We start from the raw sequence: 13440 nt of genomic DNA on the forward strand, positions 1-13440 counted from the left end.
GCTCGACCCGCACCGGGTACTGGAGCTTGTTGTCTGTGTAGAACATGATGAACCTGCCTGATCCTGTTGGTTTTTCGGCCCCACCATCGCGTCGGGCCTTGGGACCGGAAGCAGGTTCGACGTCAGCCAGTTCCCCGACGCCTCCTCGCCTTTGGCGGACTTGCGGTCCCAGGATCTCGCGTGGCTGGCAAAATTTGCCAAGGGCCATGTAAGGCGGCCTGTCCCAGGTTATCGTTCCTGGCCAGTGGACCGCCCGGACACCGGATCGGCGCTAGAGCATATCCTGTTCTGACTGAATCAGAACAGGAACTCTAAGTCTTTGATTTGTCGCGTTTCCGAACCGGAAAAGTGTTTCCACTTGTCCTGGAAACGCTCTAGAACTTGATGGCGAGGTTGGCCTTGAAGCCATGGTCCTGGGCATCGGGAGCGAGTTGGCCCTGGTAGGACACGCCCAGGCTGGCATCGGGGGTGAAATCGAGTTCGAGCCCGGCTTCGAGCACGGCACTGTCCCGGGCAATCGGTGCGCCCGCTATCGTGAAGGCCTCGAGGCCCGCAAAGCCATGATCGGAGGTCGGCGTGGTGTCGCCGAACGCGTGCCGCCAGCCGGCCATGCCCGTGAGCCGTGCATCGATCTCGCCAAGGTCGAAATCGGCCTCGCCCCGAACCCCGAGCGTGGTGAAGGTCGTATCGGTTTGTGAACCAGACCCACCGAGCGCGGCCACGCCCCCGTTCTCGGCAAACGCGTCGGTCGCAACGCTCACATGGGCGAGCCGGACGAAGGGTTCGAAGCGGGCGAGGTCCGTCTCGATCACGTGGCCAAGTTCGCCGAATGCCTGGACTGTTCGGGCGCCATAGCCGGCCGATAGCTGATCGCCAATGCCGGTAAAGGCGACAGTCCTTTCGGTCTCGATGTCCGACCAGCTGTAGGCAAGTCCGGTGCGCAAAGCGAGCGGGCCCCATTGGGTGCCGCCGTAAGCGCCGAGATGGTAGGTGTCGCTCGCACCCGAGGAGCCGCGTTCATCGGCCAGGTAGCGCGCTTGGCTGTAGCCTGCCAGAAGGCCCAGCCGCCAGCCGGCCAAAAGGCCATCCGCGCCAAAAACGCCCCCGCCCGTGTCGCGATCGAGGCGCGCTGCATTGCCATCGCTCCCGGTCTGGCTCCACGAGCCGAAGGCATATCCCCATGCGGCCATGCCGTGATCGGACGCAGCGGGTGCCAGAACCGGCCCCTCCGGCCCATAGGCCAGGATCGGGGTGCGCGCCGCTCCAACGGCATCGAAGGCCGCGCGAATGCGATCATTGGCGGCGTTGCGGATGTGGCGGCTGTCCTGGATGAGCCCTGTCAGCATCGATGCATGGATCTCGCCCGAGAGCTGATCGAACGCGTCCAGTGCCCGCCCCGCGTCGAGCTGCACAACGGCATCGTAGAGATCATCGCCAAAACCGAGAGCGTCGATGCTGTCGCCCGTTGCCGTCTGGTTGGGCGTTTCGCCGATCGAGCCGAAATCGATGTCGTTCCGGCGTAGCGTCAGGGTGATGTCATTTTCCCCATAGGCCAGGCTCGGATCGAGAAACTCGAATTCCGAGGTGACGGCATCAGGATCGAACGTGCCGTGCACGCCCTCGTCCGCTGAGAGGATCGTATAGCTCTGGGTGGGATCATAGGTTCCGGTGACCCCGACATGAGCGACCGATCCACCATCAATCGTCGCCCTCCCTGTGACCTCCACCAGATCGCTGTCGGTGCCGCCGGGCGCGACCTCGACCTTAAAAAGCGAACCCGAGCCGAAGGCAAGATCACCGTCCACGGTCAACGTACCGATGGAATTGCCCGGAGCCATGGTCGATCCGTCACCCATCTGCACTTGCGAGCCCGTTCCCGAGCCTATGGTGCCGGTCCCTGCAAGGACACCATCGCTCCCGATCTCGGCCGAGCCTCCGAGCGCGCCCTCGACGATCAGCGTCGATCCTGTGACCTCGGTCATGCCCCCGAACTCCGCGCTGTCACCGGTCAGTTGCACAGCGCCACCGCCCCTGAACACGAGCGTGCCATCGCCCGACAGCGACCCGGCATAGGTCCCAACGCCCGCCTGTTCGAACACGACGGACGGCTCTTGCTGGGGGTCTGACAATGTCAGATCACCGCCGAAACTGTCGGTGTTCCCGACAAGCGTTCCGTCGCTGATCACCCAGTCCTGATTGCCCGTGCCCGACAGCGTCCAGACACTTGCGCCCGTCTTCTCGAAGGCATCGAATCCGACGAAGAATCCGTCCACCCCCGCGGCCTCGTCGACGATCCCCGAGACGTTCAATGTGCCGTTCTCGACCCCGCCAAGCGTCATGGTGCCCGTGGCTCCCTCGCCGACCACCACATTGCCGCCGAACTCATACCTCGCGAACAACTCCAGGCTGTTGGCCCCGCCAGTGAACGCGATTGCATTGGCGCCATTGGCGCCGGCGATCAAACCAGCGTTTATGACTGCGAGGTCTTCGCCGACCACGCCCACCCCGCCCGACCCCGGTCGGCCGTCATTGCCGCCGCCCGCGGCGCCGCGGGCCCCGCCGCGTATCTCCCCGGTGTTGACGATTCCTGCATCGGCGGCGCTCACGCCGGCACCGCCATCTCCGCCAATTCCGCCCGATGATCCGCCATTGCCGCCGCCCGGCCCCCCGCTGCTGCCTTGTCCTCCCGCGCCCCCGGAACCGCCCTCGATGACCCCGTTGTTCGAGAGGTAACTCCGGTTGTCGCCCCGCGCGAGAACAACGCCATCCCCCCCATCGGACCCGGCACCGGCGCGGCCTTCGGTGAAAAATCCCGTGCTGCCATTGGCACCGTCCCCACCTCGGACGACGCCCCCGGCACCAAAGCCTTCGATTGTGATGTCCAGCGATCCGCCGGCTATGCCATGCCCCCCTCTGCCGCCGCGCTGAGTGTTTCCGAAGTTGGAGGCGCCCGGCCCTCCGGCGTCGCCGCCGCCAACGGAAGCGCCGCTCTGGACGGTAATCGCAATGGTTTCTCCGGTCCCTTCGGCGAAAATCCCGCTGCCGCCATCGCCGCCATTGCCCCCGGGCGGGATGTCACCGCTATCGCCCCCGTTTCCACCATTGCCACCAGACAGAGTGGTGCCGTCGGACACTACGATATCGCTGCCAACGCTTATCGCGTGCCCGCCGGCACCTCCCCCGCCGCCGCCTGAGCTGTTGCCGTCAACTCCGGCCTGGCCGGAACCACTGCCGTCTCCGCCATCACCGCCGTCTCCGCCTGAGATCGTACCCACGATGCCGCCACCCAGACTGGCAAGCCCGATCGCACCGCCGCCGCCGCCGCCGCCCGCGCCACCGTCCACCCCGGCGCCACCGTCACTGCCGTCCTCGCCGTCATCGGACCCAGCGTCGCCTCCGGCGCCCCCCTGACCTCCATAGTCAGCGCCATCATCTCCGGCCTGCCCCACGGCGCCCCCATTGCCGCCACCGCCGTTTCCCCCGCCTCCGCGGGAATCGGTGAGTGACTGCGCGCTGGCGTTCACAGGAAAGGCGGAGACCAGAACAAGTGCAGTTCCGGCGAGAAAAAGCCGCCGCAAGTCCGATCCTCCCAGCCTTGACGTACCGTTGCTCCCGGTGCCCGTCGATCCGGTCCGTGCCCGCATGCCTGCTTCTCCTGTTTTGATCCGACAGATGCGGCCGACGCCCACTGACGTCGGCCGATAGTTCCGCCTCGTTCTTTCGGCGCAGCGGTTCGCTTGCGATCAATACATCCGCGCGGGCAGAACGAGCTGGGGCGGCACTAGCAGAACAATCTCGCACCCATATTTGGCCGCACGCCCAATTTCGAGATTTCTGAACTTGATTGGCCGGCCATGGATCGATGTGATACTTCTGCAACATCAGGGGCTTGCCTCGAGAACCGGACAGGGAGTTCACCATTGCTGCGCTGCCACGACCTCGTGATCGCCACCGACATGTTGACCGCGCGGCGAGATGACGGCACCAGGATCGAATTCACCCGGCATGAACGGGCGTTGCTGATGTGCTTTCTGCACCGGCCCGGAACGCTTCTGACGCGCGCCCGGCTGATCAATGCGATCGGCCGCGATGCCGGAGAGATCGGCGAGCGCAATATCGATTATCTCATCAACCGGCTGCGCAAGCGGCTGGGGGACACGGCGCGCAAGTCGCGCTTCATCGTCACGCAATATGGCGAGGGCTATTACTGGGCGGCAACGCCAAAGCAAGCCACGCCACTGTCGGCGTTCCTCGTGATCGGTCCCGTCTTCGGCCTCGATGCCAGAAGTTCGGTAGCGCGCGATGCGCTCGCCCAACTGGCAACGGCCATCGCATCGCAGACCGGCGACGGCAAGGCAGTCCGGCTCGAGCCCGACTGGCGATTCGATCCCCGGGCCGTAGCCGATATCGCCTACACGCTGGAGATCGGCACTCATGAGGATGGCGAGGAGGTGCATCTGGCGCTGACGCTGCGGAGGGGGCGGACAGGGCAGGCCATCGCCAACTTCCGCCATGTGCTGCCATCCCGGGCCAGCGGCGAACGCATCGCCGAGCTTTCGCGGCTCGTCCTCGATGCGGTGTGGGCCCATGAAGCCATTGTCCGCGCCGATGATGTCAGCCCAACCGATCGACCTGCCCATCTGCGCATGCACGACGCCGCGGTGACCCTGACGGACGACCCCATCAGCTGGCGCGAGAACGCCGCCCGCCTCAAAGCCGCTCATGGCGCCGAACCGGGAGATCCCAGACTGGCCGTCATGCTGGCGCTCAATCACTATGCCCGGCTGATCCAGAGCCTGGGCGAAATCCAATCCCCCCTCTCGGACAGCGACTGGTGCGCGTTCGAGAGCGAAATCGAGACCCTGGCCCTGGGCGCACTGCCAGAGTTGGAGGACGACCCGCAGATGCTGTTGGCCATCGCCAAACTGCTGCGGTTCATCGACAGGGGTCATCTCGATCTTGCCGCCCGGCTCACCGACCGCGCTTTTCGCACCAGCACGGCCTTTGCCGCCGCGTTTTCGATGAAAGCCCAGATTTCGGCCAGCCACGGGGCGATCGACACGGCGCGCACGTTCTACAACAAGGCGATCGAGCTGGCTGAACCGGGCAGCGAATTCGACGTCTATCTGACCATCACCAAGGCGACCGCCATGCAGGCGGCCAACCGCCGACGCGAGGTCGATCTTCTGGCCGACAGGCTCTTCACCCGCCTTCCAGCAGCGCGCTCCAGCTTCGGGCTGTTCTTCGTTTCACCCCGCGCTGAGACGCTGGCACCGGATCAGGACGAGGCGATCGCGCACATGCCGGCTGCCCGATGCCGGCATCTGACCGACTATCTGTTTCGCGTCTCGGCCCGCCAGTTCACCCGAAGGCAGCACAGGCGCAACGTTATGCGGGGCCTCGTCCGCCACGTAACGCGCCACCACGGGCCTGCCGCAATCGCGCCGATCGTGGCAAGGACGGTCCCCGAGCTGGTGGCCAGCCCGGGGCGGGATTGACGATATCCTTTATCGGGCGTGATCCAGGCTTGCCGTGGGCGCGCAGCGTCGGACGATGGCCGTCGCGAGGGGGCGGGAACGGCACCCGGGGCGCGGGCGCGGCGTCAGGATTCGATTGAGACGACCGAACGCAGGGCTTTGCCGTCGACGGGTTTGGACAGGACCGGGACCGAGCCGAAACGGCCTTCCAGGCCGGCCCGTCCGTAGCCCGATACAAAGGCGAAGGGGATGGCTTTTTCCATCAAGGTCTCTGCCAGGGCGAAGCTCTTTTCGTGACCCAGATTGATGTCGAGGAAGCCGAAGGCGAAGGTATGGCTGGCCAGAAGGGCTCTCGCCGAGGAGGTGCTGGCGGCGGTGTGGATATTGCGCAGCCCGATGTCGCCAAGCGTGTCCTCGAGCATCCAGAGCACGAGAAACTCGTCATCGACCAGAAGAACCGGATCATCGGCCCTCAGCCGGGCGTGCAGCAATTCCATCATGGGTGAGCCTCGGCGCTCCTTGCGGGAAAGCGGATGAGGCAGGTGAAGCCCTCGGGCGGATAGCTCAGATCCACGTCCGCATCGAGTTCATGGCGGAGAGCGTCCCGAATCATCGCGGTGCCGAACCCTGTCCGCTCGGGTGAGAGCGGGCTGGGGCCACCGGTCTCGGCCCAGCGCAGGGTGAGGGTTCCGTCAGCCTCTCCCCAACTCACCTCGGCCAGGCCCTCATTTGTCGAGAGCGCGCCATGATGAATGGCGTTCATCGCCAGTTCATGGACAGCCATGGCCAGTGCCCTGGTTTCCCCCAGGTTGAGATGGAGGTCGGGGCCGGGCTCGAGCCGGATGCGATAGGCCTCGTCGAACGCGTCGATCACCGAGCCGATCACCTCGGCCAAAGGCGCGCCCCGCCAGCCGCTTCTGACCAGCAGGTCCTGGCTGATGGCAAGCGCATTCAGGCGCTCGCGGAACCGGCCCAGTGCCTCGCCCTGGTCGGCGTCGGCAACGAAGGTCCGGGCGGCGATGGCCTGTACCGTGACCAGCAGGTTCTTGGTGCGGTGATTGAGTTCGTTGACGAGGGTTGCCTGGAGCTGCTCGCTGCGCTTTCGCTCCGTCACGTCCCGGGCGATCTTGGAGGCACCCACGATGACGCCGCTGCTGTTGCGCACCGGGGAGACCGTGATTGAGACATGAATGCGTCGCCCGTCCCTCGTCAGCCGGACCGTGTCGAAATGCTCCACGCGCTCACCGCGCCTGATCTTGGAGATGATCCCGCGCTCTTCGAACTGCAATTCAGCCGGAATGATCGTGGTGATGGGCTGGCCGATGATCTCGTCGGCCGTATAGCCGAAAATGCGCTCGGCCGCCTGGTTCCAGGAGTTGATGATGCCGTTGAGGTCCTTGGAGACGATCGCGTCGCTCGTCGAGGCCACAATGGCGGCAAGCCGCGCCAACTCGACATCCGTGTCGGGTTGCTTACCGGTCATCGATGCGGACATCGCTTTGAATTCCCCCATAGGCGACAGACTGGCCGGAAAGCTTGAAAACCCGGCTAACATCGCGAACGCACAATTGTACGTTCGGTTCCAGCAAATGTTTAGTGTTCTTTGACCACGCCGGATCGGGCCGTCGCGCGCGGCATGGTCGGCGAGACGCGCTTGCCGTCTGGACCAGCGTTTGTGGGCCCGGCAGGTTGTGGTTCCGTCTCACGCGCCAGATTCCGCACGGGCTATTGCGACGGTCCCTGAACCGGGCGATTTCCATGGCAGTGTGTCCTTGGCGCTTTGCCCGGTCAAGCGCGCGATCGACCTCGCCGAAGAAGTGTTTGGGGTCGCGTGGACCCCGAACAGCCCCAGCCCCATGAACACCGCGAAGCAGCCATGCGGCGGATTGTCGGCATGCTCGATCCTCATGGCATGGACGCTTTTGAGCAGGGCCCGGCAAATGGCCACGGCGGACCTGATGTCCCGATGCCAGGAGGCCACCGCGACCTCTTCCCCGCATAGGCGACAGGCGCGGTCCAGTGCTCCGCTTGAGCCGCATGAGATATTGTTTGACGCAGTGCTTGCGAGATCTTGCACGTGCGTCCGAGGACGGTCATGCCCGTTGAGCGCGGATATTCGGCACCCGGGCAATTGCAGGCGACGCACTAACCCGGTCTTAAGTACGTGCTTAATTATCAATTCGCGGAAGGACCAGGTTAACCACGGGCGGGCCAAAATCCCGGCCTCGTTCCGGAGGTTATTATGAAACTGCATTCGCTTGTCCTGGGCCTTATCAGCGCCCTCATCCTTGCCATACCAGCCATGGCCGAGCACTGGCACGCCGACCGGCTGCGCGGCGTCGTCCTGATGATGGCTGGCGGCGACTGGGTTGCCGTGCAGATCGGGGACGTGGTGGATGATGGACGGGTTCTGCGTACGGGCGCCGATGGGCATGTGACGTTGCGGTCCGGCCCGCAACTGGTGGAGATGCGCCCCAATTCCCAGATCCAGCTCACCGGCGAGCCCGGGCGCGCGCGCACCTGGGTCTATCAAGCAGGCGGCGAAATCACCGCCGACGTGGAGGCCCGCGATGTCGAACATTTCGGGGTTCAGACCCACAACATGGTCGCCGTGGTCAAGGGCACGCGATTCACGGTGACGGCGGGTCCGGGTGGCGAGAGCGTTTCGGTGGACCGGGGCACCGTGGGGGTCACCCACCGAGCCAGGCGCCAGTCCGTTTCGATCACCGCCGGACAGCGCGCCGAGGGGCGCTCGGGCTCCCTGCGCGTTGAAGGCCGTGGCGCGCTTCCTCCAATCGTCGACGAGCAGGGCCGCCCGGTGGCGCCTGCGACGCCCGCTCCGGTTTCGGGCCCAGCGACAACAGTGGCGCCCGGTAATTCGGCCCATGCGCCGGGTCACGCGATGGGCACACCGGCTCAGCCGGGCAGCCCCCCGGGCAAGAGCGATGCGGCCCCGGGCCATGCCAAGGGTGCAGCACCGGGCAATTCGGGCAGTGCGCCAGGCAAGGCCGAGGCCGGCCCCAAGGCGGATCCGGGCAAGCCGTCCGGGGGGCCGGGCAAGTCCGGGAGCGCGTCCGGCCGGGCGGACAAATCCCCGCCGGGGCAATCGGGCAAGGGCGGCCCGGGCGGCCGAAACCGCTAGCGGCACCCGGCGACCATGACCCAGATCAATCACTTTTCCGGGCGCTATCGGCTCGCACATGCCGTATGTGCGGGCCTTCTGGCGCTCGGTATTGCCTGGCTCGTCACCTTCAACGTCGCCGCCCCCATCGACGGGGCGCTCTCGGACTGGCGCTTCGAGCGTGCGAAACTCCCCGCCTCCGGTGACATCATCTTTGTCGATATCGACGGCGCCACGCTGGAGGCGGTCGGGGTGTGGCCCTGGCCACGCTCGATCCACGCGCGGCTGATCGAAAAGCTGCTCGGCGCCGGCGCCTACGACATCTGGCTCGACATCGATTTTTCGGCAGCCAGTTCCCCGGGCGAAGATGCCTCGCTCGCCGATGCGCTCGCCGCGTCCGGGCGCTATGTCTATCTCGCCGCGTTCGAGCGGACCTCCCCCAGGGGCACGACGCTTACCCGCCCCATTGCACAACTGGGAGCGCATGCGGACGTCTTTTCGGTCAATGCCTGGACAGACCGGTCCGGCATAGTGCGCATGATCCCGGCTCACGCCCGCGACGGCGATCGCCTTGTGCCATCTCTGGTCACGTCGATGGTCGGAGACACCGATGTGGACTTTCACGGTATAGACTACGGAATCGATGCGGGCACCATTCCGCGCGTCTCGGCGCTTTCGGTGCTCGAGGGCAATGCCGACGCCAACCGCATTGCGGGCAAGCGGGTGGTGGTCGGGGCGTCTGCGCTCGAGTTGAACGACAACTTCTTCACTCCCAACCAGGGGCCGCAGCCCGGGGCCATGATCCAGGTCATGGCGGTGGAAACCGAGATGGCCGGGCGCGCCCTGACCCCGGTTTCGCCCTGGTGGATCGGGGCCGCATCACTGGTGCTGTTTGCCCTCCAGTTCGCGCTGCCGATTCCCAATGTGTTCATCCGGGCAATGCTTCTCGTGGCAGCTTCGCTCGCGGTCGAAGCCATCGCGCTCGCGCTCTATCTCCAGAGCGCGGTAGTGGTACCGACAGGGGTCTACCATGTCGGGACGCTGGCGCTGATCATCGCGACCATGCTGCTCGACACCCGCATTCTCGCAACCGTGGCCCGGCGGCTGGGGGGCGAGCGCGATACCCTGCGCTCGATGCTCGAGCAGGTGGTGGCAGACAATTATGACGGGGTTATCATCGCCCGCGCGAGTGGCGAAATCCTGCTCTCGAGCCGGTTTGCGGCGACCTTCTTCGGCCATGACCTCATTGGCCGGACCCTGGCCCAGGCGCTGCCACCGGCCATTGGCGATGCGGCGGTGCGGGCAGGGTCCGCCGAGGGGAGCGTCAAAGGAGAAACCCAGGTTGAAACCGCCAAGGGCCAGCGCGACATCGAGTTCGTCCTGACCGCCAGCGGGTCGGGCACGGCAGACGCGGAGGTTCTGACCGTCACCTTCCGCGACATCACCCAACGCCGGGAGAACGAGGCCAAGCTCCGGTTTCTCGCCTCCCATGATCCGATGACCGGGATCCTCTCGCGGGCGGGGTTCCTCGAGCGGCTGACCGAAGCTGAGAGCGACGCGAACGCGCCCGCCGGGGTCTTCGTGATCCAGCTCGAGCGGTTCACCGCGATCACCGCAAGCCTGGGTCACGAAACCGGTGACGCCATGCTGCGCCAGTTTGCCGGGCGACTGACCGAGGCGGGCTTTGCCGGCGTCGCCCATCTGGGCCTCGCCCAGTTCGCGATTTCGGCGGGCGCGGCAGCGGATCCGGACGCGCAGTTCACCGCCATCCTCAAGGCGAGCGCCATCCCGTTCGTGGTCGAGGGACACACCTTGAAGGTCGGGCTCTCGGGCGGATATGCGGCCTCGGGGCCCCATGGACCGGCGGTGACCCTGAGGTGGGCTGAGGCCGCGCTGGTTTCGGCAGCCTCGGCGCTCAACGGCCGGCTGGCCCATTACGACGAGGGCCAGGTGATGCGCATCACGCGCACCCGCAAGCTCGAGAGCCAGCTTTCGGACGCGTTGAACAGGGGCGAGTTCATGCTGGTCTACCAGCCCCAGATCGCTCTCGGCACGGGAGCGGTGATCGGTGCGGAAGCACTGGTCCGCTGGAAGCACGCCGGCAAGGTCTTGGCGCCCGACAAGTTCCTGCCGATCGCCGAAGAAACCGGAATGATCGTGGAACTGACGCGCTGGATCCTCAAGGAGGCGTGCCTGACCGCCATGGGTTGGCCCGCTCCGCTGCGCGTAGCGGTGAACATTTCGGCCGTCCACTTCCAGCTCGGCGATCTGGCGGCGGACGTGATGGCCGCGCTTGCATGCTCCGGGCTGCCTGCGGACCGGCTCGAGCTCGAGATTACCGAAACAGCGGCGATGACATCGCGCCTGCCGGCGGCCGACATGCTTGCCCGGCTCCGCGCGCTGGGCGTGACGATCGCCATTGACGATTTCGGCACGGGACAGTCCTCGCTCGCTTATCTCGACCAGTTGCCGTTCGACATCCTCAAGATCGACAAATCCTTCGTGGACGGGTTACTTGCTCCACAAGGGGCGGGCCGGGGCATCATTTCCGGAATCATCTCGATAGCGCGTACTTTGGACAAGCGGGTGCTTGCAGAGGGTGTCGAGACCGCAGACCAGGCCGAGATGCTCGCGGGCCTGGGATGCGACATGGGCCAGGGCTATTACTGGAGCCGGCCGGTCGAGAGCGCCCTGATCGGCCGATGCGCCGCCTGACGGCCCGCTGGTTGCCTGCACGCCGGCCAACCCATTGCTTTTGACAGCACGGTTATCCTCCTGGTTCAGACTTGCTTAGCATCGGGCGGCTAGGGTCGGCGCGGATCGGAGCCCATTATGCCCCTGCATCTTCCAGACGTGTTTGCACGCCGGCTCGTGTTCAGCGTCATCGCGATCATCGGGCTGTCGCTCATGTGCGCGGTCGGTGTCGGGCTGTGGGCCGGCAGCCAGATTGACGCCGAAAGCCTGGAGCGGGAGCAGCGGCTCGCTTCGGCCGGGCTCGAGGAAGCCGTGGATCGGATCGTGGTCGAGCAGGACACGTCGGCCATCTGGGACGATGCGGTCTCGGCGGTGCGGGTGCGCGATCAGGCATGGCTGGCCGAGAACCTCGTGGACTGGGTGAGCGAGTATTTCGGCCATGACAAGGTGTTCGTGCTCGACGCGCAGGACCAGGTGGTGCGCGCGGCCGAGATGGGGGCGCAGGCGGACGCCGAGATTTTCGCACGTGACGCGCAAACCTATCTCGCCCTTGCCTCCGAGCTTCGGGACCAGATGGCAGAGGCCTCGGCGGGCCTTGAGGAATCGACCGAGGCGATAACGGGGCTCGGCGTGATCGATTTCGTGGCGCTGGCGGGCGGCGCGGTCGCCATTGCCAGCGTGCGGCCCATCGTTCCCAGTTCGGACCGCGTGGTCCAGGGGCCCGGTCAGGAAGCCCTGCATCTGTCGGTCAGAACGCTGAGCGACCCGCTTCTCGCCTCGATCGGGCACAGGTTCGGGTTGGACGGGCTCACATTCATCGGCACGCCCGGTTCGGGCGCCGATGTCCCGGTGGTCGACAGCACGGGCACCACGCTGGGCTTTGTCACCTGGACACCGGACCAGCCCGCTTCACGGCTCATCACCAGTTCGCTGCCTGCCCTTATCGCATTGCTGCTCGTGAGCACCGCCGTTCTGGCCGGGCTGTTGCGCATTCTGCGATCCACATCCGAGCGGCTGATCAAGAGCGAGGCGCATGCGCGCCATCTCGCGTTCCATGATCCGTTGACCGGCCTGCCCAACAGGGCATTGTTCGAGGACCGGCTGGAGCGGGCGATCGTTGCCGCGCGGGAGACCGGTGTGCGGTTTGCCCTCCATTATGTGGATCTCGATCACTTCAAGCGCATAAACGACCTCCTGGGCCATCCGGTGGGCGACCAGTTCATTCGGGTGGTCGGCAACCGCATGGCCGGCGCAGTGCGCGGCATCGACACCGTGGCCCGGCTCGGGGGCGACGAGTTCGGGGTGATCCAGTTCCAATCGCGTGGCGACGGGGATGCCGAGCGGTTCGCGTCTGCGCTGACCCAGGCCTCGTCGCGCCCGATCGAAATCGAGGGCCATGACCTTTCTGCCAGCCTGAGCATCGGGTCGGCGCTCTGGCGCGCCGATCTCTCCGCCGACGAGCTGATGCGCAATGCCGACGCCGCGCTGTACGAAGCAAAGGCCGACGGGCGGGGACGCATCAGGCTCTATCAGGGGGACATGAACGAGTATGTGCGCGAGCGCCGGCGCCTCGAGAAAGATTTTCGGTCGGCTCTGGCGGACAAGACCAATATGCGCCTCGTCTACCAGCCGATCTTTGACGGGGATGGCGCCGTGCTCGGCGTCGAGGCGCTGGCGCGCTGGGAGCACCCCATAAGGGGCATGGTGCCGCCCGATATTTTCGTGAGGCTCGCCGAGGAGCGTGGCCTTATCGAAGCTCTGGGCAATTGGGTGCTCCAGCAGGCCTGCCGGACCCTTGCCGCTGGCGACATGCCTTGGATGGCGATCAACGTCTCGCCGCTCCAGTGCGACGATCCCAATTTCTCCCCGCGCGTGACGGCTGCGCTGTCCGCCCATGGGATCGATCCCGGCCGGCTTCAGATCGAGATCACAGAGGGCGTGCTCATGACCAATTCCAGGGCCGTGCGCGAGAACCTCGCGGCCTTGCGGAAAATCGGCGTCCGGATCGCCCTCGATGATTTCGGGACCGGCTACGCATCGATCAGCTATCTGCGCAATCACGGGATCGACAAGCTCAAGATCGATGGCTCGTTCATCCAGCAGATGATCGAGGATGCGGAAATCGAGAGCATCGTCCTCGCCATCGTT

Annotated in this window: 8 protein-coding genes; 4 read left to right on the forward strand and 4 right to left on the reverse strand. The window is 65.7% G+C overall.

Annotation, left to right across the window (positions count from 1 at the left end; translation table 11 throughout):
• Window positions 1-208, reverse strand: a 208-nt coding sequence (locus EO136_RS18735) for a hypothetical protein (RefSeq protein ID WP_206513335.1), incomplete at its 3' end; no start/stop codon positions are given.
• Between the two features lie 166 nt (window positions 209-374).
• Window positions 375-3644, reverse strand: coding sequence for an autotransporter outer membrane beta-barrel domain-containing protein (locus EO136_RS18975; protein ID WP_281280381.1), 3270 nt, complete (start codon window positions 3642-3644; stop codon window positions 375-377).
• Window positions 3645-3920: 276 nt separating this feature from the next.
• Here EO136_RS18975 and EO136_RS13615 point away from each other — a divergent pair, with 276 nt between their 5' ends.
• Window positions 3921-5498 (forward strand): winged helix-turn-helix domain-containing protein, encoded by a 1578-nt coding sequence (locus EO136_RS13615; protein WP_164730604.1) that lies wholly within the window; start codon window positions 3921-3923, stop codon window positions 5496-5498.
• Between the two features lie 104 nt (window positions 5499-5602).
• On the opposite strand, the gene EO136_RS13620 is transcribed toward EO136_RS13615, so the two are convergent.
• On the reverse strand, window positions 5603-5977 hold the full coding sequence (locus EO136_RS13620) for a response regulator (RefSeq protein WP_127144949.1): 375 nt from the start codon (window positions 5975-5977) through the stop codon (window positions 5603-5605).
• The gene (locus tag EO136_RS13625) at window positions 5974-6960 is read right to left on the reverse strand and encodes a sensor histidine kinase (protein WP_164730605.1); all 987 of its coding nucleotides are present in this window, start codon (window positions 6958-6960) and stop codon (window positions 5974-5976) included. Before EO136_RS13625 ends, EO136_RS13620 begins: the two co-directional genes overlap by 4 nt.
• 759 nt (window positions 6961-7719) lie before the next feature.
• On the opposite strand from EO136_RS13625, the gene EO136_RS18980 reads away from it, so the two are divergent.
• The 3 genes from EO136_RS18980 to EO136_RS13640 all read left to right on the forward strand — a co-directional run.
• Entirely contained in the window at window positions 7720-8619 is a 900-nt protein-coding gene (locus EO136_RS18980) for a FecR domain-containing protein (RefSeq protein WP_127144951.1), read from the forward strand.
• A gap of 15 nt (window positions 8620-8634) precedes the next feature.
• Window positions 8635-11313, forward strand: coding sequence for an EAL domain-containing protein (locus EO136_RS13635; protein WP_127144952.1), 2679 nt, complete (start codon window positions 8635-8637; stop codon window positions 11311-11313).
• 117 nt (window positions 11314-11430) lie between these two features.
• The coding region (locus EO136_RS13640) for a putative bifunctional diguanylate cyclase/phosphodiesterase (protein WP_164730606.1) at window positions 11431-13440 on the forward strand (2010 nt) is incomplete at its 3' end.

Source organism: Pelagibacterium montanilacus (assembly GCF_003992665.1).
Lineage (GTDB): Bacteria > Pseudomonadota > Alphaproteobacteria > Rhizobiales > Devosiaceae > Pelagibacterium > Pelagibacterium montanilacus.